Annotated in this window: 24 protein-coding genes; 15 read left to right on the top strand and 9 right to left on the bottom strand. The window is 51.8% G+C overall.

Annotation, left to right across the window (positions count from 1 at the left end):
• Positions 1 to 110: 110 nt before the first annotated feature.
• From lpxC to purC, 3 genes are all read right to left on the bottom strand, one after another.
• Positions 111 to 1,037, bottom strand: coding sequence for a UDP-3-O-acyl-N-acetylglucosamine deacetylase (gene lpxC / locus C7B82_RS18020; RefSeq protein WP_106257659.1), 927 nt, complete (start codon positions 1,035 to 1,037; stop codon positions 111 to 113).
• On the bottom strand, positions 1,037 to 3,334 hold the full coding sequence (locus C7B82_RS18015; protein ID WP_106257658.1) for a BamA/TamA family outer membrane protein: 2,298 nt from the start codon (positions 3,332 to 3,334) through the stop codon (positions 1,037 to 1,039). Before C7B82_RS18015 ends, lpxC begins: the two co-directional genes overlap by 1 nt.
• Before the next feature lie 240 nt (positions 3,335 to 3,574).
• On the bottom strand, positions 3,575 to 4,303 hold the full coding sequence (gene purC, locus C7B82_RS18010) for a phosphoribosylaminoimidazolesuccinocarboxamide synthase (protein ID WP_106257657.1): 729 nt from the start codon (positions 4,301 to 4,303) through the stop codon (positions 3,575 to 3,577).
• Between the two features lie 253 nt (positions 4,304 to 4,556).
• Between purC and C7B82_RS18005 the strand changes: the two genes are divergently transcribed.
• Together C7B82_RS18005 and C7B82_RS18000 are read left to right on the top strand one after the other, a co-directional pair.
• Positions 4,557 to 5,660 (top strand): hypothetical protein, encoded by a 1,104-nt coding sequence (locus C7B82_RS18005; protein WP_106257656.1) that lies wholly within the window; start codon positions 4,557 to 4,559, stop codon positions 5,658 to 5,660.
• A 104-nt stretch (positions 5,661 to 5,764) separates the two neighbouring features.
• Complete coding sequence (locus C7B82_RS18000) at positions 5,765 to 6,670, top strand: 4-hydroxybenzoate solanesyltransferase (RefSeq protein WP_106257655.1); 906 nt, start codon at positions 5,765 to 5,767, stop codon at positions 6,668 to 6,670.
• 111 nt (positions 6,671 to 6,781) lie between these two features.
• Here C7B82_RS18000 and C7B82_RS17995 read toward each other — a convergent pair whose 3' ends face one another.
• Positions 6,782 to 7,564, bottom strand: a complete 783-nt coding sequence (locus tag C7B82_RS17995) for an RNA polymerase sigma factor SigF (RefSeq protein ID WP_106257703.1) — start codon at positions 7,562 to 7,564, stop codon at positions 6,782 to 6,784.
• Between the two features lie 274 nt (positions 7,565 to 7,838).
• Here C7B82_RS17995 and C7B82_RS17990 point away from each other — a divergent pair, with 274 nt between their 5' ends.
• From C7B82_RS17990 to C7B82_RS17950, 9 genes are all read left to right on the top strand, one after another.
• The gene (locus C7B82_RS17990; RefSeq protein ID WP_106257654.1) at positions 7,839 to 8,567 is read left to right on the top strand and encodes a Bax inhibitor-1/YccA family protein; all 729 of its coding nucleotides are present in this window, start codon (positions 7,839 to 7,841) and stop codon (positions 8,565 to 8,567) included.
• Positions 8,568 to 8,793: 226 nt separating this feature from the next.
• Positions 8,794 to 9,907, top strand: a protein-coding gene (gene prfB / locus C7B82_RS17985; RefSeq protein ID WP_146141186.1) for a peptide chain release factor 2 whose coding sequence is annotated in 2 segments (ribosomal slippage) — positions 8,794 to 8,865 and positions 8,867 to 9,907 — 1,113 coding nt in all. Because the reading frame shifts where the segments join, the coding sequence is not laid out codon by codon here.
• 286 nt (positions 9,908 to 10,193) lie between these two features.
• Positions 10,194 to 11,504 (top strand): glycosyltransferase, encoded by a 1,311-nt coding sequence (locus tag C7B82_RS17980; protein ID WP_106257652.1) that lies wholly within the window; start codon positions 10,194 to 10,196, stop codon positions 11,502 to 11,504.
• A 169-nt stretch (positions 11,505 to 11,673) separates the two neighbouring features.
• Entirely contained in the window at positions 11,674 to 11,943 is a 270-nt protein-coding gene (locus C7B82_RS35185; protein WP_106257651.1) for a DUF3285 domain-containing protein, read from the top strand.
• 38 nt (positions 11,944 to 11,981) lie between these two features.
• Positions 11,982 to 12,542 (top strand): rRNA maturation RNase YbeY, encoded by a 561-nt coding sequence (gene ybeY, locus C7B82_RS17970; RefSeq protein WP_106257650.1) that lies wholly within the window; start codon positions 11,982 to 11,984, stop codon positions 12,540 to 12,542.
• A gap of 154 nt (positions 12,543 to 12,696) precedes the next feature.
• Positions 12,697 to 13,164, top strand: coding sequence for a diacylglycerol kinase family protein (locus C7B82_RS17965; protein WP_106257649.1), 468 nt, complete (start codon positions 12,697 to 12,699; stop codon positions 13,162 to 13,164).
• A gap of 203 nt (positions 13,165 to 13,367) precedes the next feature.
• The gene (locus tag C7B82_RS17960) at positions 13,368 to 13,967 is read left to right on the top strand and encodes an anthranilate synthase component II (RefSeq protein ID WP_106257648.1); all 600 of its coding nucleotides are present in this window, start codon (positions 13,368 to 13,370) and stop codon (positions 13,965 to 13,967) included.
• Between the two features lie 129 nt (positions 13,968 to 14,096).
• Positions 14,097 to 14,864, top strand: coding sequence for an MBL fold metallo-hydrolase (locus C7B82_RS17955; RefSeq protein WP_106257647.1), 768 nt, complete (start codon positions 14,097 to 14,099; stop codon positions 14,862 to 14,864).
• Positions 14,865 to 14,966: 102 nt separating this feature from the next.
• Positions 14,967 to 16,565, top strand: coding sequence for a peptide ligase PGM1-related protein (locus C7B82_RS17950; protein ID WP_106257702.1), 1,599 nt, complete (start codon positions 14,967 to 14,969; stop codon positions 16,563 to 16,565).
• Positions 16,566 to 16,661: 96 nt separating this feature from the next.
• Here the strand turns inward: C7B82_RS17950 and C7B82_RS17945 are convergent, their stop codons facing one another.
• The gene (locus C7B82_RS17945; protein ID WP_106257646.1) at positions 16,662 to 17,549 is read right to left on the bottom strand and encodes a bestrophin family protein; all 888 of its coding nucleotides are present in this window, start codon (positions 17,547 to 17,549) and stop codon (positions 16,662 to 16,664) included.
• 91 nt (positions 17,550 to 17,640) lie between these two features.
• Between C7B82_RS17945 and C7B82_RS34340 the strand changes: the two genes are divergently transcribed.
• From C7B82_RS34340 to C7B82_RS17935, 3 genes are all read left to right on the top strand, one after another.
• Complete coding sequence (locus tag C7B82_RS34340) at positions 17,641 to 17,763, top strand: hypothetical protein (RefSeq protein WP_281259004.1); 123 nt, start codon at positions 17,641 to 17,643, stop codon at positions 17,761 to 17,763.
• A 65-nt stretch (positions 17,764 to 17,828) separates the two neighbouring features.
• Positions 17,829 to 20,330, top strand: coding sequence for a molecular chaperone DnaK (dnaK, locus tag C7B82_RS17940; protein ID WP_106257645.1), 2,502 nt, complete (start codon positions 17,829 to 17,831; stop codon positions 20,328 to 20,330).
• A 191-nt stretch (positions 20,331 to 20,521) separates the two neighbouring features.
• On the top strand, positions 20,522 to 21,493 hold the full coding sequence (locus C7B82_RS17935; RefSeq protein WP_106257644.1) for a DnaJ C-terminal domain-containing protein: 972 nt from the start codon (positions 20,522 to 20,524) through the stop codon (positions 21,491 to 21,493).
• 1 nt (position 21,494) lies between these two features.
• Here C7B82_RS17935 and C7B82_RS17930 read toward each other — a convergent pair whose 3' ends face one another.
• Both C7B82_RS17930 and C7B82_RS17925 read right to left on the bottom strand, forming a co-directional pair.
• Positions 21,495 to 21,881, bottom strand: coding sequence for a RidA family protein (locus C7B82_RS17930; RefSeq protein WP_106257643.1), 387 nt, complete (start codon positions 21,879 to 21,881; stop codon positions 21,495 to 21,497).
• Positions 21,882 to 22,006: 125 nt separating this feature from the next.
• Positions 22,007 to 22,450, bottom strand: a complete 444-nt coding sequence (locus C7B82_RS17925; RefSeq protein ID WP_339375252.1) for an NUDIX domain-containing protein — start codon at positions 22,448 to 22,450, stop codon at positions 22,007 to 22,009.
• A gap of 77 nt (positions 22,451 to 22,527) precedes the next feature.
• Here C7B82_RS17925 and malQ point away from each other — a divergent pair, with 77 nt between their 5' ends.
• The gene (gene malQ, locus C7B82_RS17920) at positions 22,528 to 24,060 is read left to right on the top strand and encodes a 4-alpha-glucanotransferase (protein WP_106257642.1); all 1,533 of its coding nucleotides are present in this window, start codon (positions 22,528 to 22,530) and stop codon (positions 24,058 to 24,060) included.
• A 148-nt stretch (positions 24,061 to 24,208) separates the two neighbouring features.
• Here the strand turns inward: malQ and C7B82_RS17915 are convergent, their stop codons facing one another.
• The gene (locus C7B82_RS17915; protein ID WP_146141185.1) at positions 24,209 to 25,147 is read right to left on the bottom strand and encodes a matrixin family metalloprotease; all 939 of its coding nucleotides are present in this window, start codon (positions 25,145 to 25,147) and stop codon (positions 24,209 to 24,211) included.
• Between the two features lie 19 nt (positions 25,148 to 25,166).
• Positions 25,167 to 25,400 (bottom strand): preprotein translocase subunit SecG, encoded by a 234-nt coding sequence (secG, locus tag C7B82_RS17910; RefSeq protein ID WP_106257641.1) that lies wholly within the window; start codon positions 25,398 to 25,400, stop codon positions 25,167 to 25,169.
• Positions 25,401 to 25,607: the final 207 nt, after the last annotated feature.

Here is a 25,607-nt window from a genome sequence, read left to right as displayed (position 1 = left end):
GGGCTTTGATAGAGGTGCGGTAGGGACGGCAGACGTGGCGACTGTTAAGAGGTTGGCGGCTAGCAAACTTTTCTGGTGGGCCCGGAAGGCTTTACAACTACCCGCTAGAATTAGGGAGCAGCGATCGCTCGCGCTAGCTGAGTGTGCAGATGATGGCTAGCCTTATACGCTAGAAAATGGGCGGTGGGGAAATCTCCTAGCAGACTCAAATCTCCTACTAAGTCTAAGAGTTTATGACGCACTGGTTCATTTAGAAAGCGCAAGGGCGGATTTAACCAACCGTCTGAACCGCAAACAAGGGCATTGTCTAGAGTACCGCCTTTAATCAGCCCGCGATCACGGAGGGCTTCAATTTGATGTGCCAGCCCAAAGGTGCGGGCAGGCGCAATGGCAGCGGCAAATGTTGTTGTGTCATCGCCAGCCTCCTCTGGTGACCAACTGTACCACTGCTTACCGATCGCCGACAGAGCAAAATCAATGCCGTAGGTAAAGCGGAGCTCACTCGACGGGAGAGCAGCCACAAAGGCATCACCCTCCCTGATCCACAGAGGCTCTTCAATACTAGAGACAACACATGGTTCTGTTTGGGCAACGGTACCAGCCTGAGCGATCGCCTCCACCCACTCTTTCGCAGAACCATCGAGCAACGGCACCTCTGAACCATCGATTTCAATGCGGGCATTCGCCACGCCCATACCTGCAAGGGCAGCAAGCAGATGCTCCACCGTTCGCACGTCAGCCTCTCCTTGCGCTAGCTCAGTCGAGAGCGTCGTTTGACGAACGGCGGTCACCTGTGCCGACACCTCTGGTGCGCCTGGTTTGTCTACTCGTGCAAAGTAGCGACCGCGCCCCACAGGTGCAGGCAAAACCCGCACCTGAACCGCTAGCCCCGTATGCAGCCCGACGCCCGATCGCACAAATTCCGCCTTCAGGGTGTGTTGCAGCGGCGGCTTCTCTTCAACTCGACGCGTTTCGACAACACCAGTGGTAGCCCATACTCTGCTTTTTGGCTCCTGCTTTTTGACTTCTCGCTCCATCAAAAACGTTCTCCGATGCCGAAGTGGAACTGAGTATTACCGCTATCGTTAATGCCAAAGTCAACCCGAATAGGACCCAATGGCGACTGAATCCGCAGACCGAGACCGTAGCCAAAGCCCTCCCCAGGTTTCCCTCGCACACCGGCTGGATTACCGATCACATTTTTACCAGTGCCAAAGTCGGTCGCTGCATCCAAAAATAGAGCACCAGAAATCACTGAGAAGACTGGAAAGCGATACTCCACGGTTGCCTGAATAAAGCTCTTGGCGCTGCCCAGATCGCCTTCATCATAGCCCCGAACAGAGTTGCTACCACCCAGTGCGAAGGCTTCATAGGGAGGTAAATCGCCTAGCACCGTGCCGCCTTGAATGTTAAAGGCGAAGGCTTGAGAACAGTCAGCTGGCTTGGCTTTGGGATCTCGACAGGCTTTCGTAAACTGAAGCAGACGCGTCGGTATGTAGAAGCTGTAGCTTCCACGCAGACGGTTGAAGAAAATGTTGCCGGTACCTAGTGGAGCAGACTGTTCGGTACCCAACCGCAGCAGCGACCCAGCCGTTGGGCGCAGTAAATCATTACGGCGATCGCGTACGACCCCAAACTGCACCGTAAACAGGTCATCTTTGCCAGTACCGCTGAAACTGAGGTTATTGCCCAGCTCATCTTTAGGAGTGAGTTTGCCATCACCGTCATTAATTCTGACGCGCTGATACTGCACGCCCAGCGAAGCAGCCCATTCCGGTCGAGCGTAGGGGTTCCCATTGAGAGGGCGGGAAAAACTAATACCGCCACCGGTTCTTACGACTCTAGGCGTATCGCCATTTGGCAGGTTGATATCCGGTTTGCCACCATCAAAGATCAGCGAGATCGTTTGGCGTCGGAACAAGTTGACCGTGTAAGACGTACGGAACGGATCGCCGCCAATCCAGGGATCGGTAAAGTTCAGGTCAAACAGCAATTCCCGCACACCAAGCTGCACTTCCGCACCGAGTTTTTGGTTGTTGCCACCCAGGTTTTGCTGCTGGTAGCTCACCGTACCAAATAGGCCGCTGGCAGAGCTGATGCCCGCACCAGCCGCGATCGAGCCACCCTTTTTCTCGACCACGTTAGCCACCACAACCACTTTGCGTGGGTCTTGCCCCGGAGAGAGCGACAGCTTCACGTCGTCAAAAATCCCTAAGCCAAACACCCGTTGTAGATCGCGCTCTACTTTTGTGCGGTTAAAGACTTGCCCCGGCTTCAGCTCAAATTCGCGTGTAACGATAAAATCGCGTGTTCGTCCCCGAATCGGATTGCCTTTAGCATCCTTGTCCTCGCCATCTTTATTCGTAAAGCGAACCTGGATGTTCTCAACCACCCCTTCTGCAACTTGCAATGTGACGACACCATCTGGCGAAACCTGTGGTGCGTCAACCACTTGAGCCAACACGTAGCCGTTATCTTGATACCACTTATTGACTTTTTTGATGCCTTCTTGCAGCTGCACCAGGTTCAGCACTTTGCCATATTGGTCGCTGAAGGCATCCGTAATCACAGGTTCTGGCAAAAGCGTAGTGCCGTCTAACTGCACCTTCTGCAAAACGGGGTTGAGCTGCACCTCAAACGTGACACGCACACCCAATGGCGTATCAGTCGGTACGGCTCGGACATTGGAAAAGTAACCCGTGGCAAAAATGGCGTTGATATCTTCCTGCAACTGGGTACGCGTCGTTGTGCGTCCGGGTTGAGTGCGAATCACTTGATAGACTTGTTGTTGAATATCGCCTTCAACGCCTTGCACAAGCACCTCACTCACCAGCACCGGTGGCTCTTGCTCAGAGGGTTGTGTTGTTTCCGGTGTGAAGGGTTGGGCGGGCGTCGGTGTCGCTCCTGGCGTCGAAGGCGCTTCTGGTGTGGGCGTCGCTTCTGGAGTCGTTGGAGTGGGCGCTGCCTCCGGAGTCTTTAGTGGGGCGGTTGGAAGGGGGGCACCCGGAGTAATCTGAATCTGGCTGGGCGCTTCTTGTCCGGGCCCTGCCTGCGCGATCGCAGGGGGGGGCGTCTGCGATCGCTTACTTGTTGTTCCGTGCCTGCTTGTCGGCAGAGCCGACAGCCCACGCAGCAAATCTGACGGTTTTAGGGCTACGGTTGGCTTTGTCGCTAAGGGGGCACCCATTACCTTCGCCGTACTACCGATGACTTTGGCAGATTGATTCGACGTCTGCACTGGGGCCGGGTCAGCGGTCTGCCCCTTTGCTGTGTTCGATAAACCTAGCGTTGCTGTGGCAGCAAGAAACGCCACCAAAACTGGAGAAAAACGCATATTGTTCGGATTAGTTGACACGTCCACACACCACGTCCTGTCTAAAGCAGGACCCACGAAACAGCAATAACTTAAGCAGACTAAACTGAGGTCAGATTAAACTCGGACGAGATTAAAAAAGCTGGCAAACTGTGAAATTTTACCGCATTGATCGGTACTAAGAGAAAGCTTGCTGTAAAGAGTTCCCCCTGATCGAGGCTAGAAATCAACCGAAAAGGCTTTGCTGCTAACAGTCTCACCTTACAACGTATGCTTCAAAACTCTCTCCATTACTTGCTGATAAGCCAAAGCAACATCACCTAAATCGTGACGGAAGCGATCTTTATCCATCACACGCTGTTGGGGATCATCATCGGTTTGATTCCAAAGGCGACAGGTATCAGGGCTAATTTCGTCTGCCAGAAGAAGCTGGCGCTGTTGATCCAGCCCAAACTCTAGCTTGAAATCTACCAGAGTGATGCCGCATTGTAAGAAAAAGGCTTTCAAAACATCATTGACTTTGAGTGCCATTGCTCTTAGCTGATTGACCTGTTCTGAGGTGGCGAGTGCCATTAACAAGAGTCGATCGACCGTAAGCAAGGGATCGCCGAGCGCATCATTCTTGTAGTAAAACTCCACTAATGGTTGTTCCAGCAAGGTTCCTAACGCTATTCCGGTCTGTTGACAGAGACTACCGGCTGCAATGTTCCTGACAACGACTTCAATTGGCAAAATCTTTACGGCTCGCACCCGCATCTCATTGCTGCTCGTTTGCTCAATAAAGTGAGTGGCAATACCGCTGACTTCAAGTTGCTTAAACAGATGGCTGGCGATCGCGCAATTGAATGCACCTTTACCCTCAATACTGCCGCGCTTCTGTGCGTTAAAGGCAGTGGCATCATCCTTAAAATAGGTGAGCAGTACCTCTGGATCATCAGTGGCGTAGAGAATTTTAGCTTTGCCTTCATAGAGCTTTGAACGAACAGTCATGCAGAGATTAGTTTGTGGATTAAGATCGGTCTCGGTATGAGGGCAGGTTGCCGACACAGTAATGGGTCATTGCCGTGTTGAAAGCTACCGCTTCAGGCAGTTTTTGTTTGATGGATCGATCTGATTATTGTAGCCCTCTACGATGCCATCCTCTCATCCTTAGTTTGGTTGAGGCAATATAGAGCTGTTAGGAGCGGCGACAGTGTAAGTCTGGCGATCTGTCTAGTCTCCGGTTACCTACGATCGAAAAATAATGCACTATCTGCGTTTGACCATCGGTTTCGCAACCGTCATCTTGCTACTGAGCGCCTGTAACACTGACGATCACAGCTTTGCAGATGATTCAAGCCAAGCGTTGACGAACGATTCAATGTCGCTCAAGACGGCAACACCGCAAAATACTTCTGCGCTCGATAACTTTGTCGCCGCTCGTAGACTTGCTTGGGATGCCGCCGTAATGGTGCAACATCCCCCACATTCAGTCGAAACCTGGCAAGCCGCACGCGTGAAATGGAGACAGGCCATTAATCGGTTAGAAGCGATTCCTGAAAGGTCACCCGTTGCAGCAGAGGCGAAGGAAAAAAGGGCAGTTTATCAGAGCAATTACGCCGCTATTAGCGATCGTCTGACGACTGAAACAACTGCGGCTGAAAGGTTTAAAGCGGCTCAAACGCTAGCCTGGCAGGCCGCCGTCACTGTGCAAAAGCCACCCCACTCGCTCAAAGTTTGGCAGCGTGCCAGTCGTAAATGGCGTGCTGCCATTGGTTTACTCCAGTCGATCCCACCGACAACCGCGATCGCGCTGCAAAGTCAAGCAAAACTGACGGACTACCGCAGCAATTACAGTGCTATTAACCAGCGTCTGATCACTGAAAACCAGGCACTTCTGACCTTTAGACAGTTTTCCGAAACAGCCGCCAGACTAAAGAGCATACCGGACAACTTCTATCAATTAAACCTGACACCCCAACAAGTTGGCGTTAGTTACGAAGACTACACTCGTCTCGTTGAAGCACTGCAACAGTCTTTCAACCAATTTGCGACCCAACCAGATGCCAGGAACCACCCAGTCTACCCAGTGCTCTTAGCCGCCATTGATGACCATCAAACTGTTGTCAAGCTCTGGAAAGCATATCTAGATTTCAAGGCTGCCAATACACAGTGGCTTTACGATGATATTTTTGACCAGTTGGTACCAGTCTCCTTGACAGACGCTGCGATTCTGGAACAGAAGTACGGCTTAAAAACCTATGCAGGCGGCACCAAAGTATCACTCCGCTTCAGTGCGTGGGCAATCTGGCAAAAAAACAGCCAGCACCTTCAACAGTTACAACAGAAGCTACTCAGCCTTAACTAGGCATAGCTCAATGAATAGTCAACCTTAACGAAACAATGAGAATTTGAGGGTGAGTAGCGAGGAGTGAAGCGATAAAGTAGTGACAGACTTAATTTATCGCTTCCATGTCTCTTTTGCCTGAACGCCGCACACCAGCTTGGCTGACTATTTTCCGGCTTCTACGCTGGGACAAGCCAGAAGGTCGCTTAATTCTTATGCTTCCGGCTTTGTGGGCAGTCGTTCTAGCAGCACGGGGGACACCGCCTTTACCGTTGGTAGGTGTCATTATTTTCGGCACTCTTGCTACCAGTGCCGCTGGTTGCATTGTTAATGACCTTTGGGATCGAGACATTGATCCCAAAGTCCAACGTACTCGCAATCGGCCTTTGGCTGCGCGCACCCTTTCAGTCAAGGTTGGTTTGGTCATTGCGCTAGTAGCCTTTGGCAGTGCTTGGGGCTTGTCGCTTTATCTCAATCCACTCACCTTTTGGCTCTGTGTCGCAGCCGTTCCTGTGATTATTTTGTATCCGCTTGCAAAACGCGTTTTTCCCATTCCGCAGTTGGTGCTGGCGATCGCCTGGGGCTTTGCTGTGCTCATTAGCTGGAGCGCCGTCAGCTGCAACGCAGTCGTTGCGTCAACACCCTGCCTGGGCAAAGCAACCTGGCTTCTGTGGGGTGCCACTGTACTATGGACGCTTGGTTTTGATATCGTTTATGCCATGTCCGATCGCGAGGATGATCGCCGCATTGGCATCCAATCGGGTGCCCTCTTCTTCGGCGCGTACGTATCCCATGCAGTGGGCTTTTTTTTCGCTGGCACCATCGCCTGCCTAGCCAGCTTAGGTCTTTCTATGCCGCTGGGACTAGCATTCTGGGTTGCACTGGCGATCGCTGCGATGATCTGGGCCTGGCAATACTACCGACTCTGCCAAAAAACGATTCCTCATCGCGTCTACGCTCAGCTTTTCAAACAAAATGTCGCGATCGGTTTCGTGCTGCTGATCGGCATGCTTTTCGGCGCAAGAGGATGACGGGTACAAAGTTTTGAAGCCATTAAAAAAGCTGGATCAGCCGTAGCTAATCCAGCACAGGATACTAGGTACTTAGTGAAAGCGTAACCGAACGATGGAATGGCGCAAGGCCTAGGGATCAGTCTGTAGGACTTGAGGCTGCAGTAGTGTGACCATTTGCTGAATGCCACGGTGAATGCGGCGCGTCACTGTCATGGGGCTGACACCGATTTGTTCGGCGACTTCTTTGCGAGAGAGATCTTGGATGAACACAAATTCGATCGCCTGCCGCGTTTTGTCCTCTAGCTGATTCATGGCTCGCTGAAGCTGCTGCCGATCTTCTTCCAGGTTCTGTAGCGTTTGATAGTGAGCATCGGGGAGCGTGTCGCCCAGCGTCATGGGTGAGTCGATTTGCTGACAGATGGTGGCATCGAGACTAAGCGGCAGGCGGTTTTTCGTAGCCAGCTTGCTTTCACGCCATTCGTTGACTGTGACGCCCAGTGCTTCAGCAATTTCGTTGTCTGTAGGCTGGCGACCCGTTGCTTCCATCAGTGCTTCACGCACTCGTTGCCCTTCTTTGTTTAGTTGTTGCCAACGACGGGGAATCTTAACTGTACCGCTGCGATCGCGCAGAAAGTGCAGCATCTCACCACGGATATAAGGCACAGCAAAGGAACTAAAGGCACAGCCCTGATGAGGATTAAAGCGCTCGATCGCACGAATTAAGCCCAGATAACCAATTTGTTCAAGATCTTCGTATGGTTCGGCGCATTGGTGGCTCACGCGATGGGCGATTTTTCTCACTAAACCTGCGTTTAACTGCACCAATTGGTTGCGAACTTTAACAGAGGGGTGCTGATAGTAGGACATCAGCAATTCCATACCGCGAGTACGAATCGAGGGTTGAGTAGCCATCATCTGCAGGTCACCTTTCACTTCAGAGTTGAGCTCATTGTTCTTCAGAAAGAGGGGTTACAACCATCGTCGATCTACGGTATTCCAGAGGGCACTACTATGAGGGCTCGGCATAAACACGTAAAGCCCTGGGTCAGCTAGCTAACGGGCTCCTCCTAGAAAAGCGGCTACTGAAGCGGCGGAATCTTAGTTTTCCTGGATCGGTTTCCCAAAATTCAAGCGAAAATAGAGAGTATGACAATCCATTACTGTTTCTTAAACGAGAGAAAGCCACGTGAGCAATACCAGTAACTTTCGGCAAGCTATGCGTGAGGCTAAAGGTCACGCACTCGTTGGTCCTAACGTTATTGCCAATGCGTTGCCCTGGTTGGGTGGCGGGCTAATTCTGACGGCAGCGGGCACTTTGGGTGGTCTTAAAGTTCTAGAAAACAACCCAGAAATCTTCTTTCCCACTGTGATGGGCGCAGTGGTTTTGGAACTCATTCTCTTCTTCGTTGCCTCTAGTGTTGCTTCTAAAGGTAACAATGGTGTCGCCTTGCCCCTGCTGGCTACTTACAGCCTCTTGTCAGGGTACACGCTCAGCGGTTTGGTTGCGATTGCGCTAAGAACCCAGGGAGTCGGCATTACAGGTGTGGGGATTGCTGCGCTTGGCTGCGGGATCGCCTTCATTGCAGGGCGGCAGATTGGCTCCAATTTGAGCGATACAGATGGCATGGCGCTTGCCAAAACGGTGCGTCTCGGCATTATTGCTCTGTTTGTCGTTGTTCTGCTGCAGTTTGGGTTGAGCTTTTTTGGCCTCTATACCCCTACGTTCTTAGAAGTTGCCATCTCAGGCATCGGTGTGCTCCTGTTCGCTGGAGCGGCTGTAGTCGACTTTTACATTCTTCCCCGCACCTATCGGGATGATCAGTACTTGCCCGCTGCGCTGTCAATGTATTTGACCTACATCAACCTGTTTGTCTTTATCCTGCGACTGTTGATTGCTTTGAACGGGCGGCGCTAAACGTACAGACGACTGCAGGCTCGTTTCGTTACATTCTGTTTCAGAGGCGCGATCGAGTTTGCTTACGGTCTGAAAACAACCGGGTTTTTGAGCGAGACTATGAAGCTCAAACAACCCTTTCTGGCTGAGAGACCCGGTTTCTACGTAAGCTTGATTGCTGATGCCGTCTCTGCACAACGATCTGCTTTAGACTAGTAACCTAAACGTTTTATTGCTAACGATCGCGATGGAAACTCTCGAAATTAAACGGGAAGTCGAACTGTTATCTGAGCGCCTGGGTAAAACTCAGGAGTATCTTTGACCTACCTGCACTCACGGCTAAAATTCAGGACTTAGAACAAGTTGCAGCCCAGCCAACGTTCTGGGACGACCAAACTAGCGCCCAAAGAACGCTGCAGGAGCTAAATGACCTCAAAGCGCACCTCCAGCAGTTTGATCAGTGGAAAGCCAATCTAGATGACGCTAGAGCGGTATTGGAACTGTTAGAGCTAGAGGAGGATGTCTCCTTGTTGGAGGAAGCACACTCGAATGTTACCCAGCTCGGTCAGGAACTCGACCAGTGGGAGCTTCAGCAACTGCTGTCTGGCACCTACGATCAAAAAGGTGCTGTTTTGACTATCAATGCAGGGGCTGGCGGTACGGATGCTCAAGATTGGGCTGAGATGCTGCTACGCATGTATTTTCGGTGGGCAGAAGACCATCGGTACAAGGTGCATGAGGTTGAGCGATCGGACGGTGATGAAGCGGGGATTAAATCCGTCACGCTAGAGATTGATGGGCGCTACGCCTATGGCTACTTGCGCTCAGAGAAAGGAACGCATCGGCTAGTCCGTATTTCGCCCTTCAATGCGAATGATAAGCGTCAGACGAGCTTTGCTGGGGTAGAAATCATGCCCCTCATTGATAACTCTGTACAGCTTGACATTCCCGCTAAGGACCTGGAAATCACTACCACCCGTGCTGGCGGCAAAGGTGGGCAGAATGTGAACAAGGTGGAAACAGCCGTACGCATTTTGCATATTCCTACGGGGATCGCGGTTCGCTGTACCCAGGAGCGATCGCAGTTGCAAAACAAGGAGAAAGCGCTGGCCATTCTCAAAGCCAAGCTGCTGATTATTGCCCAAGAGCAAAAGGCGAAGGAAATCGCCGATATTCGCGGTGATATGGTCGAAGCGGCTTGGGGTAATCAGATTCGTAACTATGTCTTCCATCCGTACCAAATGGTAAAAGATCTCCGCACGGGCGTAGAAACTACAGCGATTGCAGATGTTATGAATGGCGAACTAGATCCTTTCATTCAGGCTTATTTACGTCAAGAATCTCAGCTTGTTGATGTTTGAACCTCGGTTCGATCGCGCTTAAGCCCTCTAAGCAACCCTCAAATTGGCTGCTTTTAAATCGGCACCCTTAAAGGTTGGTTGCTTAAAAATTGACGGTCTAAACTAACGCACCTAAGATGAATGCCGATGGATGCTCAGCTAATGGATAAAGGTTCTGCGAAGCCCGGCTCTAATTTATAAAGTCTAGATGTTGGACGTTTACGCACTCCAAAAAGTTTGGTAACTTAACGCGGAGGAGTCCGGATGATTACTTCTCGCTTTATTAAACCTTTACAGGTGGTGCATTATGGCTAATCTTGCTAGACCTCAGCTGGATGGTTCTGTTGGCTCTATTGGTCTAGCTAAAGATCCAAGTGCTTTAGAAACTTCAAAGAAAGGGATGCTACTGGTGCTTCCGGTACCGTTTCGATCGGTAGATGGTCAATTGTTTTTTGAGGCACAAGCATGCAATGGCTTAGAGCAATGGGCGGATAATTTTGGCTTTGTCACGGTTGCAGCCTTACTCATGCCAGAAGCTTTGGTGGCAGAAGAAAAAACAATCGTCTGGCGCAGTACTGCAACGTTGACAGATCCTCAGCGCTTTGAATTTGTGCCGTTGCCTTGGGCGTATTCAACTCCTATTTTTCTGAAGCACTACCGCTCAACCAAGGCTCTTTTGGAGCAGTTAATTGAACGCAGCTGCTACTTGCAGTTTTGCATTGGTGGCTTAGTGGGTGATTGGGGGGCAGTCGCAGCGATCGCGGCTCATCAGCAAAAGCGACCTTATGCCATTCACGCTGACTGGGTTGAACACAAGCATATTCTGCAAGTCGCAAGAGACAAGACCCTGCCCAAACGCTTGAAAGCCCTGGTCTTTTCCTTCTTAATCGAAAAGTATAATGCCTGGGTTATTAGACGAGCCTCGCTGGGTCTATGGCATGGGGCAGACTGCTACACAGACTATAGCCCGCTCTGCGGCAACAGCTTTTTGATTCACGACATCCATACGAACGCAGAAGATGTCATTACCCCAGCTGCGATCGCTGAGAAGGTAAGCCACGTCACTAGCGAGCAAAGCATCCGCCTTTGCTATGCCGGTCGAATGGAACCAATGAAAGCCCCCCTAGATTGGATTAAAGCGATCGAAAGGGCTCATCGTTCAGGCGTTGATCTAAAGGCGGTATGGATTGGGGCTGGTAGCCTGTTCGATGAGATGCAACGCCTGATCGCTGAACGAGACTTGGGCGCGGTGATTGAACTGGTAGGTTTTGAGAGCGATCGGGATAAGCTGCTCAAACAAATTCGCGACTCTCATTTAATGCTGTTCACACACATCACATCAGAGTCGCCGCGCTGCCTGATCGAGTCATTGATCAGCGGGACTCCCATTATTGGCTATCACAGTGACTATGCTGACGAACTCGTCAAAGAGTTTGGCGGCGGAGAGTTTGTGCCCAAGGGACAATGGGAGCCGCTGGGCGATTTGCTCGCCACGTTGTCGCGCGATCGCTCTCGTCTTGCACGTCTGATTCAGCAAGCTGGTGAGAGCGGCAAGCGATTCAACTCCGAGGCGGTTTTCCGTGAGCGTAGTGATTTAATGAAGGCGCACTTGGTCTGAATCAATAGACGCTTGTGATTCCAGATGTCTTGAGCAACGGAGTGGTCTAGAAGGCTGCTTGAAGCTCGATTGGTGCGATCGCTGTGATGCAATGATCATCCTGCTTCGAGCGTTTATCCTCAAAAGGATTGCTACTATTGGTGAGTAAGGTCATCAATACTAGCCTCCCATGGAAACCCAGAATGCCAGCTCTGAAGCTAACGTTTCTGAGCCTGTCGAAACCGCACCTGAGCCCAGCACCATACATGCAGAACTAGGTGCTGAAGACAGTGCGACGCCAATTAACACTGAGGCAGCGGCGACTGAGCCAAAACCAAGCTACGTGAAGCTTGCAATGCGCAATATGGTGCGTAAACGAGGTCTTTCCCTGCAACACTTCGCCCTGACAACGATCGGTCTTGTCGCTTTCCTGGTGGGGCTATCGTACTTAACTCGTTGAGCGTTTGGTGCTGAAATTTATAGGAGGAACGTTGCACCGTGGAGGTTGAACTTTGTGTACAGGGGTGTGGTCATGAGTCAAGCACTCACGCGTTAAGCGATGACGATTCAATAATTGGCGATTGGTCGGATGATCCCACGGTACTATCCTGTCCAATTACCGTTGAACGCTGGGAAGATTGGTTTCAAGCCTGGCTAGTCGCTCTACAGCCAAACCGTTCACCCATCGACTCCTATGAGTTGAGTTTACGGCTGACGGGCGATCGTGAAATTCAGTCCTTAAATCAGCAGTATCGCCAACAGGACCAGCCAACAGACGTCCTTGCTTTTGCGGCGTTAGAGTCGGTTTTCGTGCCACCACAGGAGCTTCAGTCTACATTGCCGCTGTATTTAGGAGACATTGTGATTTCAGTGGGGACAGCGCAGCGGCAGGCAGACGCGCAAAAGCACCCATTGGACATTGAACTGGCGTGGCTGGCAGCACATGGGCTGCTTCACTTGCTGGGCTGGGATCATCCGGATGAAGAAAGCCTAAACCGAATGTTAAAGCAACAGCAAGTTCTACTTGAAAGCATTGGTCTTAAGAGCAAGACCGGATAGAATGCTTCGTAGTTATGATCAGCACTGAATAAAGATTTTGCTAATTGGTAGCTTTTTTAATGAAAGATAAGCTTTTAGTGCTGGTTTTATAGAGTATTGATAGCAGTGCGTTAGCTCCTTTCAGTCGCTTCACGGTTCTTTCTCCCTGTGGTGTATGCCTCCTGAAATTCAAGCCCAAACTCCTGATCGTGCGAATGGTAAACTGGTGCCCATCGCAACTTTGAACCGCGACCTTTCGTGGCAGGTTGCACCCAGCTTACTGGTTAGCTTCAAGTATGCGTGGGCTGGGGTAAGTTATGCGTTTCAGACGCAACGCAATTTTCGCGTTCATGTGTTTGTTGGCACGTTCGCGATCGGGTTAGGTCTTTTTCTGCACCTTGATGCTGTGGAGATGGCAATCGTTGGGCTGACGATCGGTGCGGTTCTAGCCATGGAACTGCTGAATACAGCCTTAGAGTCAGTCGTTGACCTGACGGTGAAACAGTCTTACCATGAGCTTGCCAAGATTGCTAAAGACTGTGCGGCAGCAGCAGTGCTTGTTTCGTCCCTTGCGGCTATTTGTGTTGCCAGTTCACTATTGTTGCCAAAACTGTGGCTACTGGTCGAACCGCATCTGCTTTAGTTTAACGAAGACAGCAAGCTAAAGCAGAGTGGTAGAGCGTTGTTAGATTTAAACTTGCGCTAAAGTAGCGGCGTTTTAAGGCTATTGTTTGCTTCTGCAGCAAAAGCATTGCATGTAGTGTTTGATGGCTAAGGAATCACTGCATTTTCTGGACGGTGACCGATTAGCCTCCCTCTCTTCAACTAGCCCTTAGATTCTTGCCGATGATTCTTGTAATTGACAACTATGACAGTTTTACGTACAACCTCGTGCAATATTTGGGGGAGCTAGGGGCTGAGTTTCCTGTAGCAGCGGACGTTCAGGTTTATCGCAACGACCAGATTTCGCTAGCGCAAATTCGCGCACTACAACCAGCCGCGATCGTCATTTCTCCTGGGCCTGGTCGTCCAGAGGATGCAGGCATTTCGCAGTCGATTATTGAGGCACTGGGGCCAACCCTGCCGATTTTGGGCGTTTGCCTGGGGCATCAGAGCATCGGGCAAGTGTTTGGTGGCAAGATTGTGTCTGCGCCTGTGCTGATGCATGGTAAAACGTCCCCAGTGCACCACACTGGGGTTGGCGTTTTTCAAGGATTAGACAATCCACTGACCGCAACCCGGTATCATAGTCTGGTGATTGATCGGCAAGCCTGTCCTGAAGTGTTAGAAATTACTGCCTGGGTGGATGACGGTACGATCATGGGTGTGCGCCATCGGCAATATCCCCACGTTCAAGGCGTTCAGTTTCATCCCGAAAGTGTTCTCACGGCCTCAGGCAAGCAGCTATTAAGGAACTTTTTAGCGTCGATCGCCGATCAAGGATAAGCAGTGTTGAGTGTTGAGTGTTGAGTGTTGAGTTAAATAGCCGCTATGCGCGTTCCAGTGCTAGACAGCCGCTACTAACTTAAATTCGATCTTCAAGGCATCTTGTGTTGGTTTTGGTGAGAGGAGCTTATGAGACGGCGGCAGTTGATGCGCTACGCAGGGGCAGGCTTACTGTCTACATTAGGTTTGGGAGTGGCGTCTGGTCGGCAGGGCTCCAGCGCTCAGGCTGGGGGTGCTCTCTCAGTGAAATGGCTGGGACATTCCTGCTTTTTATTCACGGGTGAAGGGCGACGGATTCTGGTCAACCCGTTTCGATCGCTGGGTTGTACCGCTGGTTACCGTCCGCCGAAGGTGGCAACTGAACTGGTATTGATTAGCAGCCAGCTCTTGGATGAGGGTGCAGTGGAGCTCGTGCCAGGAAATCCTCGGTTGCTGTACGAACCAGGGGTTTATCAGTTTAATAAAAAACGGATTCAGGGCATTCGCACCGATCACGATCGCCTTGGCGGCAAGCGCTTTGGCACAAACGTGGCATGGCAGTGGAAGCAGGGCGGGCTAAACCTTCTGCATTTAGGCGGCATTGCTGCTCCGATTTCGCTGGAGCAGAAAATTCTCATGGGTCGCCCAGATGTACTGTTTGTCCCCGTTGGGGGCGGGCCGAATGTCTTTACACCCGAAGAAGCAAAGCAAGCGATTCAAGTGCTGAACCCCAAGCTGATTGTTCCCATGCATTACCGCACGAAGGCAGTCAAGGAGTGCGACAGTGTTGGGGTGGAGCAGTTCCTTACGCTGATGAGCGGCACCCCTGTGCGTCGGGGTGGTGATACGATGGGTCTGCGATCGTCCGATTTGCCTAAGGAAGGAATGGCGATTCAGGTCTTTAGCTATCAGTTTTGAGCCCAGTCGCAAGCCGTCTATCGCGAAGCAGACGATTTTTTTTTCGCGCTCGTTTAAGATGGCTTTAATGAAAGCTGCCGGATGCGCGGTGGGCGGATTTTGATGGAAACAAAGACCCTTTCTGACTCTGAGCTAGTGGCGCGGTTTCATAACCTTCAGAGGCAGTTGCGCGATCGATGGCAAACCGTCGAACGCTTTGATAGCAGTGATGCTGATATTGTTGTGGTGCCTTCACTCAGCCTCGATCAGCGAGAATTGCTCAAGATTGAAGGGGTGCATCACTACGAAGAACGACTGTTGTTCTCGCTCATTCGGCTGCGAAACCCTCGCACACGGCTGGTTTACATTACCTCTCAACCACTGCACCCCAGCGTGATCGATTATTACCTGCAATTGCTGCCGGGTATTCCGTTTTCTCACGCCCGCGATCGACTGTTGCTGCTGTCTACCTATGATTCCTCGTTGACCCCGCTTAGCCAGAAGATTTTGGATCGTCCCCGCTTGATTGAACGGGTTCGGCAGGCGGTTCAGCATGATCGCGCTTATATGATCTGCTACAACTCCACCAACGCCGAACGCGATTTGTCAGTTCAACTCGATATTCCCCTCTATGCGCTCGATCCGGCGTTGCTGCAATGGGGCACCAAAAGCGGCAGTCGTAAGATTTTTGCAGAAGCTGAAGTGCCTCATCCCGATGGCAGTAACAGTCTCTGGAATGCTGAGGAACTGGCAGCAGCGGCGGCAGCACTCTGGGAGCGTCAGCCAACGCTCAAACGGATGGTCATTAAGCTGAATGAGGGCTTTTCGGGAGAAGGAAACGCGATCCTAGATTTGCGTCCACTGCAAGCGGTAGCACCGGGTGCAGCGACCCCTGAAGCACGGGTAAGCAAGCTGAAAGAGCAGTTTAGCGACCTCAAGTTTGAGGCCAAGGCAGAAACCTGGGCAAACTTCAGTAGCCGCATTTCAGAACTGGGGGCGATCGTCGAAGCGTTTCTCGAAGGCGACGAAAAGCGATCGCCGAGCGTCCAGGGCAGAATTACGCCGACCGGTGAAGTGGAAATCCTCTCGACACATGACCAAATTCTCGGTGGCCCTAGTGGGCAGATTTACTTAGGGTGTAGTTTTCCTGCAGACGAAGCGTATCGACTGCAACTACAGGATTTGGGGCTACGGATTGGCAAAAATCTTGCTGAAAAAGGGGCAATGGAACGCTTTGGAATCGATTTTGTAGCGGTGCATCAACCCAACGAACCTGGCAAGCCTGAATGGAATCTTCAGGCGATCGAAATCAACCTTCGCAAAGGGGGCACGACTCACCCCTTCATGACGCTCAAATTCCTTACCAACGGGCGCTACGACCTTTCGAGCGGTTTGTTCTACAGCCAGCAGGGGCGACCGAAATACTACGTCGCCACCGACAACCTGCAAAAAGAGCGCTACAAGGGTTTGTTGCCGAACGATCTGATGGATATCATTGCCCAACACCAGCTTCACTTCGACACCAGCACTGAAACGGGCACGGTGTTTCACCTCATGGGCTGTCTGTCAGAGTTTGGCAAAGTCGGCGTGACCAGCATCGGCAACTCGCCCCAGCAGGCAGAAGAAATCTATCAACGCCTGACCCGTGCCCTGGATGAAGAGACGCGATCGGATAGCGAAGAACCGCGATCGGCGTTTGTAAGCCTACCGATGGGGTGGTAGAGGAGGAGAGTGGGGGAGAGAGTGGGGAAGCAGGGGAAGCAGGAGAGGCTAAAACTCAAAACTCAAAACTCAAAACTTTCCCTCATCCCTCACCCCTCATCCCTCCCCCGGCGTCAGCGTCATCAAGTCCTCCATGTTGCGCAGCATCGTGGCGCAAATCGCATCCAGCGGCAGATCATTAGGGTCATGTCCGAATGGATTCTCAATCTCGATACCAATTTCTTCGATCCCAAAGAGGGTAAAGCTGATGAGAATCACAACGGGGCCTGTCCACCAACCGATGCTACCGACCATTTGAAACGGTAGAGACAGGCAGTAGAGTAACAGCAATTGCTTCAGGTGAATAGCATACGCCATCGGCATCGGCGTTTTTAAGATGCGTTCGCAGGCTCCCAGCATATCGACCATCGTGTCTAGTAGTTTATGCATGGCGCTGAGCTGGTAGGCGTTCAGGTGGTTTTGCTCGTGTTGCTGCTGCAAGTAGTCGCCAATCCAAAAGGCAATCTCAAGCGGTGGGTGATGCATCTTGTGGAGAATGTCATACTTAGCACGCGGCAAGAGTGCTTTTAATTCATCATCAATGGGTTCGTACCGTAAGTGCAGTTTCATGGCAACGCTAAAAGCCACTAGCATGCGTAGCACGATAATTTTTTCGTGACGCGCTTCTGGAGTCGTAACCGCGATCGCCAGCCAAAGTTGTCGCGCTAAGTTACGAACCGTGTTGATTAGCGTGCCCCAACACTTGCGTCCTTCCCAAAAGCGCTCATAGGCGGTGTTGGTGCGAAAGACGAGCAGCAGACCTAGCACAATGTTAGGAATGAGACTTGCCAGTGTTGGCATCGCCACAGGGTATTTGAAATAAAACAAGACCGAAACGAAGACACCAAAGATGCCGCAGAGGGTCGTTCTCCAAAAGATGGATGGGATAACCGATCCTTTAATCTGAAGCGCGACTCGGAACCAATGTTGGCGCTCTGTAACCATAGCCTCCACAGTGATAGCCGTCTCAGAAAGCTTAACCGATCGCCCTGGCAAGAAACTAGGGACGCAATGAAGGCTCAACCCGTAGAATGAGGTGCTAGGTTTTGGAGGCATTCGGCTCACAATCGACAGTCTTTTGCTGTCTACTTTTAGCCGTGATGGCGCGATCGAGGGTTCCTCACAGCAATTACCGGGGGCGACCGCTTCAGCACGATAGAATAAACTCAACAAAAGTAGCAAAAAAGTACGTCGCGCAAGCAGCTTACGGGAGATCAGAGACGCATGGGCAAGGTAGTCGGCATTGACCTGGGAACAACGAACTCAGTGGTCGCCGTGATGGAAGGCGGCAAGCCAGTGGTGATTGCAAATGCCGAGGGGATGCGAACCACCCCATCAGTCGTTGGTTTCAGCAAAGATGGCGAACGGTTAGTGGGTCAATTGGCACGACGACAGGCCATTTCTGACCCGCAGAATACGTTCTATGCCGTCAAGCGCTACATCGGTCGCAAGTATGCGGAACTGAGCCCAGAGTCCAAACGGGTGCCGTATACTGTGCGCAAAGATGAGATGGGCAATATCAAGCTCAAATGCCCTCGGCTGCAAAAAGAATTTGCGCCTGAAGAAATTGCGGCAATGGTGCTCAAAAAGCTGGTGGATGAAGCCAGTCGTTATCTAGGCGCACCCGTCACTGATGCGGTGATTACAGTGCCTGCGTATTTCAACGACTCCCAACGGCAGGCAACACGCGACGCTGGACGGATTGCCGGATTGGAAGTCAAGCGTATCTTGAATGAACCGACCGCTGCGTCTCTAGCTTATGGGCTCGATCGCCGTGATAGCCAAACCATTCTCGTCTTTGACTTGGGCGGTGGCACCTTCGATGTCTCAATTCTGGACGTGGGCGACGGTGTCTTTGAAGTCAAAGCGACCAGTGGCGATACTCAGCTCGGTGGCAACGACTTCGACAAAAAAATTGTCGATTGGCTGGCAGAGCAGTTTCTGGAGACAGAAGGGGTAGACTTACGGCGCGATCGACAAGCACTTCAACGCCTCAGCGAAGCGGCTGAGAAAGCCAAAATCGAGCTGTCTGGCGTTACGGTCACCGATATCAACTTACCCTTTATCACGGCAACCGAAGAAGGCCCGAAGCATTTGGAAACGCGCCTCACACGATCGCAGTTTGAAGGCTTGTGCAGCGACCTGATCAGTCGTGTGCGCAACCCCGTCAAGCAAGCCATTCGTGATGCCAACCTGAGCCCCAGTCAGATTGATGAAGTGGTTTTGGTCGGTGGTTCTACCCGCATTCCGATCATCCAACAATTGGTGCGGAGTCTCATCGATCGCGAAGCGAATCAGAACGTGAATCCTGATGAAGTGGTAGCGGTCGGCGCTGCCATTCAAGCCGGGATTCTGGCAGGGGATGTGAAAGACATCTTGCTGCTCGATGTCACTCCTCTGTCTCTGGGCCTGGAAACGGTTGGCGGCGTGATGAAAAAACTGATTCCTCGCAACACCACAATTCCGGTGCGTCGTTCTGACATTTTCTCTACAGGAGAAGATAACCAAACCCTGGTGGAAGTCCATGTCCTTCAGGGCGAACGCGACATCGCCGCAGGGAACAAATCGATCGGGCGCTTTAAGCTTACGGGCATTCCACCCGCACCACGAGGGATTCCGCAAGTGCAGGTATCGTTCGATATTGACGCGAATGGCATTTTGCAGGTCGCCGCGATGGAGCGCACCACAGGACGCGAACAGAGTATTACTGTGCAAGATGCGTCAACGCTCAGCGAAGAAGAAGTGAAGCGCATGATGCGTGAAGCCCAGGAATATGCCGATGTCGATCGGCAGAAAAAGGAAAAAGTTGAGAAGCGCAACCAGGCAGAATCTCAGATCCTTCAGGCCGAGCGCCAACTGCGAGAAGCGACGCTCGATTTTGGGATGCAGTTTGTCAGTAGCTACCGTTCTAAAATCGAACGTGCCATTCAATCCTTGCGCGAAGCTCTCGGTCAGAACGACGATCGCGGCATTGATCGCGCTAAAGCTGACCTGGATGACGCTCTGTACGACCTGCGTCGAGAAGTTTACCAGCGCAATAAGGAAGAAGAGGAGAGCGACAGCCTGTTTGGCGCGATCAAGAGCTTCTTTACCGACGATGACGACGATTACTACGATGACGATCGCCGTGACTACGATCGCTACAGCGGCAACAGCTACGGAAGCGGCCGCAGCACTTACGGCATGGGCACCGGGGCGCGCGACGAAAATCGCTACGGTGGGCGAAATGACTACGGTGCAGGCTCAGGCTCATGGAACGACAGCCGCTACAATGGACAGGATACGGGTGCTAGGGCGGGTCGCGGCGACAGCCGCTATGACGGACGAGATGCCAGCAACCGCAATGCCGCCTGGGATGACGATCGTCCAACTGATCGATTCAATGAACGTCCGAGCGATCGCCCTAGTGAACGCGCCAACGATCGTCCAACTGATCGATTCAATGAACGCCCCAGCGATCGCCCTCGCTATAACGATGAGCGCGGTTATGATAGTGAACGCAACCGCGACGATGCTGGCAGATCTCGCAATGAGCCGCGTGCCCCTTATCCAGAGGTTGGTGGCGCTTCTCGAAGTGAGCCTCGCCCCCCGTCCGACTCTCGCACTACCGACCGCGATCGTCCTACTGAACGTGATCGCACCGATCGCCGTCCCTCGAAACCGCCCAAAAACGCTCGCCCAAATCTTTATCAAGACAACTGGGATGACGAAGATGAGTGGCTGTAGGGAAGAAAGGATGAGGGGGAAAGAATGAAGGATGAAGGATAAAAGTTTTGAGTTTTGAGTTTTGAGTTGAAAGAGAGGAGTGAGGTGAGAGGTGTGAAGAAAATTTAGCCTTTAGCCTCCCCTGCCGCCCTCGCTTCCCCTGCTATTCCCCACACCCCACGCCCTACACCCTGACTCCTGACTTTACTTAGATGCAAGACTTTCGGAACTATTACGACATTTTAGGTGTTGCTAGAGATGCAACTGTTGACGAGATCAAGAAGGCGTTTCGGCGACTGGCACGGCAGTTTCACCCCGATCTAAACCCTGGCGACAAGCAGGCAGAGGATAAGTTCAAAGATATTAACGAAGCGTATGAGGTGCTCTCTGACCCGACTAAGCGCGCCCAATATGACCAGTTTGGTAAATTCTGGCAGCAGCGGGGCTTTAAAGGAGGACAACCACCAAAAGCGTCGCGCAGTTGGGATGGCCGGAGCGATCGCGTTGGAGACGATGTTGACTTCGCTGAGTTTGCCGATTTCAACAGCTTTGTCGATCAACTTCTAAATCGTCGTGCTAATAAGGACACTAGTAGTGCACCCCGCACCGGCACCCGTGACTACTACCAGCCAGGTACCACCAAAACGACGTATACGGTGCCACGTGCCACTCGTCGCGATGCCGAAGCACGTTTAGAAGTGCCTCTGGAGAAAGCTTACACCGGGGGACAAGAACGCATTCGTCTGGAAGATGGGCGATCGCTCGAAGTAAACATGCCTGCTGGAATGGTAACAGGGCAACGTATACGGTTGAAAGGGCAGGGTGTTGCGGGTGGCGATTTGTACCTCAAGATTGAGGTGACACCCCATCCGTTTTTCAGGCTGGAAGGGTCAGACATTCAATGTTTGTTACCTGTTACGCCTAGCGAAGCCGTTTTGGGTGGTCCACTTGAAGTCCCCACGCTGGACGGCTTGGTGAAAATGACCATCCCAGCGGGTGTTCGTACGGGGCAACGCCTGCGTCTGGCTGCCAAGGGCTATCCCACTGCCAATGGTCGGCGTGGCGATCAAATTGTCGAAATCCAAGTCATGGTACCGCGTGACCCCAGCTCGCAAGAGCGCGACCTCTATGAAAAGCTCCGCCAACTTGAAACATTCGATCCGCGTGCAGATTTGCCTGTTTAGATCAGACCACTGCGATACATTCAATCTCGACGAGGACATCTTTGGGTAGGCGGGATACCTCAACGCAGGCACGGGCAGGCGCGATCGCGTCTTCAAAATGCTTCGCATAAACGGCATTCATCGCTGCAAAATCATTCATATCTTTCAGAAAGACAGTTGTTTTTGCCACATCCGCTAAGGTCGCTCCACCCGCTTCTAAGATTGCCGTTAGATTGGCGATCGCCTGTTCCGTTTGCGTCGCTACATCTCCCCCTACAATGTCGCCCGTTGTAGGACTGAGTGGAATTTGCCCTGCCACAAAAATCAGCCGCCCACTGGCAGCGATCGCCTGATTATAAGGGCCTACAGGAGCAGGGGCACGATCGGTACGGATAATTTCGCGGGACATTAGGTTAAGAGAGTTTTGAGTTTTGAGTTGAAGCAGTCGTGGTTGTTGGTTGTTAGTTGTTAGTGTATGAGCAATTCCTGACTCCTTGACTCCTGAATCCTGAATCCTAACCACGGATACAAACCTTACAGCGTTGGTCGAATGCCGTAGTGCCGATAGCGCCAGTAGTCACGCAAAATGCGATCGTGGTCAAAGCACAGATTCGTCGGTAGCCGCCAAGGTTCAAAGACTTCCAGATGTTTGGCATCATCGCCTGCCTGCGGCGTTCCTTGAGCGATCGCCAGAAACACAATGCTCAGGGTATGCTGTCGTGGGTCGCGGTTGGGATCAGAATACACATGAAACTGTTCGATGAGTTCGACCTGCAAGCCAACTTCTTCTTTCGCTTCTCGTTTAGCGGCTGTCTCCACCGCTTCCCCGTAATCCACGAAGCCACCAGGTAACGCCCAACCGTAGGGTGGATTGAGCCGTTCGATAAGCACGATCGGTTGGTGAGGGCGATCGCTCAGTTCAATAATGAGATCAACCGTTGGAGTTGGGTTACGGTATGCCACAGTCAGGTCTTTCATCCGATAGGTTTTAACCTTGGAACACCATGATAGAGTCAAACCAACGCCGATTGCACTTTAACGCTTCCCCCCAACTAATGACTGGTTCTTCCGACTCGCACTCCTCTGCGCCATCCAGAGTGAGCGGTATTCTGCTACATCCAACCTCCTTTCCCAGCCGCTTTGGGATTGGTGATTTAGGTCCCCAAGCTCGCGAATTTATCGATTTTCTAGTAGAAACAGGGCAACTACTCTGGCAGGTACTGCCGTTAGGACCCACTGGTTTTGGCAACTCTCCCTATATGTGTTACTCCGCGCTGGCAGGGAACCCTCTGCTGATTAGCCCTGAGCGCCTGCGTGATCACGGGTTACTGAGCGAAGCAGATTTCGCAGATTTACCGGACTTTGCTGGCGATCGCGTCCAATTCGACCAGGTGGCTCCCATTAAAATGGGGTTGCTCGAAAAGGCGTGCGAAAATTTCAAAAACAGCGCTAATGCTGAGCAAAAGCAGCAGTTTGAAGCGTTTTGTGAAAGTAAAGCCTACTGGTTAGAGGATTATGCGCTGTTCATGGCGTTGAAGCAAACGCAGAACGGCACTAGCTGGCATACCTGGGAACCCGCGATCGCGCAACATAAACCTGAAGCGCTCGAACAATGCCGTCGCCGCCTGCCTGCTGAAATCTTTTACCAAAAGTACCTCCAATACGAGTTCTTCCAGCAGTGGTCTGACCTCAAGCGTTATGCCAACGCCAAAGGGATTCAAATTATTGGTGACATTCCCATTTATGTCGCCCACGACAGCGCTGATGTGTGGGCAAATCCCGAAAACTTCTGCCTGGATGAAGCTACAGGCGAACCAGCGTTGATGGCAGGCGTCCCACCCGATTACTTTAGCGCCACGGGGCAACTATGGGGCAATCCCGTTTACGACTGGGATCATTTGCAGCACTCTGACTTCCGGTGGTGGGTTGGGCGTTTTCGCGCCATGCTCGATTACGTTGACTTGATCCGCATCGACCACTTTCGAGGCTTTGAAGCCTTCTGGGCAGTCAAGCAAGGTGAAGAAACCGCCATGCACGGCGAGTGGGTGAAGGCTCCCGGCAGAGAGTTTTTTGAGGTGCTGCGCGAGAAGCTCGGTAAACTGCCGATCCTGGCAGAAGATTTGGGTGTGATCACGCCTGAAGTGGAGGCCTTGCGCGACCAATTTGAGTTTCCGGGCATGAAGGTGCTGCAATTTGCCTTTGGTTCCGATCCGGGCAATCCGTTCTTGCCGTTTAACTATCCTCGCCGTTGTGTTGTTTACACGGGCACGCATGATAACGACACGACCGTCGGCTGGTTCAATCAACTGTCGGATTATGAGAAGGGCAATGTGTGGCATTACCTGGGCTGCTTCAGTCCAGATGGCATTCAGTGGGATCTCATTCGACTGGCTCTGAGTTCCGTTGCTAACATCGCCATTATTCCCCTTCAAGATGTTTTCGGTCTGGGTACAGAGGCGCGGATGAACTTTCCTGGCAAGCCGGAAGGGAACTGGGAATGGCGCTATCACGGTGGTCAGCTATCTGGCGAGTTGAGCGATCGCCTGAAAACCCTCACCAAACTCTTTGGTCGTGCTCCAGTCATGTAAGAGGATGCTTAAAAAGCTATTGTTTCTGGCGTTATCCGCCCTTGATCTGCACTTGATCAATTTTCTGACTGCTGGGATAGACTTTTTCTAAAATCGCATGGCTTGCTCAATCAACTGGGCGCGTCATGAAGGAATCCTAGAGAACGACTTATTCGGACAATTCCCAGCCTAGACGTGTTGGCTGTTCGTAAATGCGCTTGAGCGTGTTTAAATCTCTTGAAGAAATGGGTGGTGGTTGACGCACCTGTGAGAAGTACATGACATCGGTTTGCGATCGGCTGTGCCCCCAAAGGCCAAGTGCATGACCCAGTTCGTGCAGTGCAGCGGCCTGAAGATATTGAGGTGCTTGATCAGGGCGAAGCTGAATGGTAAAGCGGTGGGCAAGCATTGGCTTCGACAGACCACGATCGCTTGACAAACCCTTAGCGTAAATTTTGTAGCTGGTCGTTGCCGATCGCGCACGACCCAATCGTATGGTTGGACGTTGTTCTCGTACGGTTTGGTCTGCTGGGTTGCTCTGGTTAACGGCTGGTACGTCTTCTACCTCTAGTTGTAATGGCGGCGGTGTGCGTAGCATAACAATATCTGCCCCCTCTGCCTGACTCACCAGCTTCAAGGGTAAATACGACTGCCATGCCTGTACAGCTTGCTTAACCGCCGTCAGCCACACCTGCGATCGCTGAGCAGTGAAAGAATTCGCCAACTCTGTAGCGGTTGGAGGCTGAAGGTAAATTGTGATTGGAAACTGCGACCAGACTAAATAGCCCACAGGGGCTACTTTAATCTGATCAAAATAGTCGCCTGTTTGCTTAGGGTCACGCCACTTCGCCAAAAAGGGCGGTAGGGGATGCGATCGTAGCGGAAAATCTGGGGCGGGCTTTTGAGCGATCGTCTCTTCGTAAGACTGATTGACAACCGCTGCCTGTGCACGCGAGGTCGGCTCGTATAGCACATGGAAGACAACAGCTAAAGCCACCCCAAAGACAACGGCTAAGAGCGGCAAGGAACGTATCGCTTTTGCACGCGATCGCTCTATACAAAACCGTTGCCCTAAGCGATATTGTTTGCGTAAAGTGTCCAAGAGCATTCGCTAGCAACGTTGGACTCTACTTTGGTAACCAATTCGCGCTTAAAACGACCGTGAGACCCATAAAAATGACGGTGAGTGCCCAGGTGACGCGATTCAGCGTGGTTTCAGCGCTTTTAGTGCTGGTGAAAAGCTGCGCTTGTCCGCCCAATCCGCCCAGACCATCGCCTTTGGGGCTGTGCAGTAGCACCAGCACAATTAAACCCAAGGCAGAAAGCGCCCAAATCGCTTCCAGAACATAATTAAGCGTCATCGTGAAACCCTTCGTACAACAGAGTGAAAAAGACTTTGGGCTGTAGACTCTGGATAAGGGTCTTTAGGCTCCCAGCCCAGCCTATATTTTACAGCGCAAAGCAGCTAGACTGTAAAACTTCTTCACCCCGCAGTCTAGAATCGCAAATCTAGAAGCCTCATCGATGCTAAAAGCTTCAGCCCAGCGATGTCTAAAGGACTTCCGTGA

The organism is Stenomitos frigidus ULC18 (assembly GCF_003003795.1).
GTDB lineage: Bacteria > Cyanobacteriota > Cyanobacteriia > Leptolyngbyales > Leptolyngbyaceae > Stenomitos > Stenomitos frigidus_A.
This window is presented reverse-complemented; position numbering and strand designations above follow the sequence as displayed.

Excerpts from the sequence above, each read along its gene's own strand:
- C7B82_RS17935 (WP_106257644.1), top strand. The coding sequence starts at position 20,522 with ATGCAAGACTTTCGGAACTATTACGACATTTTAGGTGTTGCTAGAGAT.
- C7B82_RS18005 (WP_106257656.1), top strand. The coding sequence starts at position 4,557 with ATGCACTATCTGCGTTTGACCATCGGTTTCGCAACCGTCATCTTGCTA.
- C7B82_RS17915 (WP_146141185.1), bottom strand. The coding sequence starts at position 25,147 with ATGCTCTTGGACACTTTACGCAAACAATATCGCTTAGGGCAACGGTTT.
- C7B82_RS17995 (WP_106257703.1), bottom strand. The coding sequence starts at position 7,564 with ATGGCTACTCAACCCTCGATTCGTACTCGCGGTATGGAATTGCTGATG.
- C7B82_RS17945 (WP_106257646.1), bottom strand. The coding sequence starts at position 17,549 with ATGGTTACAGAGCGCCAACATTGGTTCCGAGTCGCGCTTCAGATTAAA.
- C7B82_RS17980 (WP_106257652.1), top strand. The coding sequence starts at position 10,194 with ATGGCTAATCTTGCTAGACCTCAGCTGGATGGTTCTGTTGGCTCTATT.
- C7B82_RS17925 (WP_339375252.1), bottom strand. The coding sequence starts at position 22,450 with ATGAAAGACCTGACTGTGGCATACCGTAACCCAACTCCAACGGTTGAT.
- malQ (WP_106257642.1), top strand. The coding sequence starts at position 22,528 with ATGACTGGTTCTTCCGACTCGCACTCCTCTGCGCCATCCAGAGTGAGC.
- dnaK (WP_106257645.1), top strand. The coding sequence starts at position 17,829 with ATGGGCAAGGTAGTCGGCATTGACCTGGGAACAACGAACTCAGTGGTC.
- C7B82_RS35185 (WP_106257651.1), top strand. The coding sequence starts at position 11,674 with ATGGAAACCCAGAATGCCAGCTCTGAAGCTAACGTTTCTGAGCCTGTC.
- C7B82_RS18000 (WP_106257655.1), top strand. The coding sequence starts at position 5,765 with ATGTCTCTTTTGCCTGAACGCCGCACACCAGCTTGGCTGACTATTTTC.
- C7B82_RS18015 (WP_106257658.1), bottom strand. The coding sequence starts at position 3,334 with ATGCGTTTTTCTCCAGTTTTGGTGGCGTTTCTTGCTGCCACAGCAACG.
- C7B82_RS17955 (WP_106257647.1), top strand. The coding sequence starts at position 14,097 with ATGAGACGGCGGCAGTTGATGCGCTACGCAGGGGCAGGCTTACTGTCT.
- C7B82_RS17930 (WP_106257643.1), bottom strand. The coding sequence starts at position 21,881 with ATGTCCCGCGAAATTATCCGTACCGATCGTGCCCCTGCTCCTGTAGGC.
- C7B82_RS17950 (WP_106257702.1), top strand. The coding sequence starts at position 14,967 with ATGGAAACAAAGACCCTTTCTGACTCTGAGCTAGTGGCGCGGTTTCAT.
- purC (WP_106257657.1), bottom strand. The coding sequence starts at position 4,303 with ATGACTGTTCGTTCAAAGCTCTATGAAGGCAAAGCTAAAATTCTCTAC.
- secG (WP_106257641.1), bottom strand. The coding sequence starts at position 25,400 with ATGACGCTTAATTATGTTCTGGAAGCGATTTGGGCGCTTTCTGCCTTG.
- C7B82_RS17960 (WP_106257648.1), top strand. The coding sequence starts at position 13,368 with ATGATTCTTGTAATTGACAACTATGACAGTTTTACGTACAACCTCGTG.
- lpxC (WP_106257659.1), bottom strand. The coding sequence starts at position 1,037 with ATGGAGCGAGAAGTCAAAAAGCAGGAGCCAAAAAGCAGAGTATGGGCT.
- C7B82_RS17965 (WP_106257649.1), top strand. The coding sequence starts at position 12,697 with ATGCCTCCTGAAATTCAAGCCCAAACTCCTGATCGTGCGAATGGTAAA.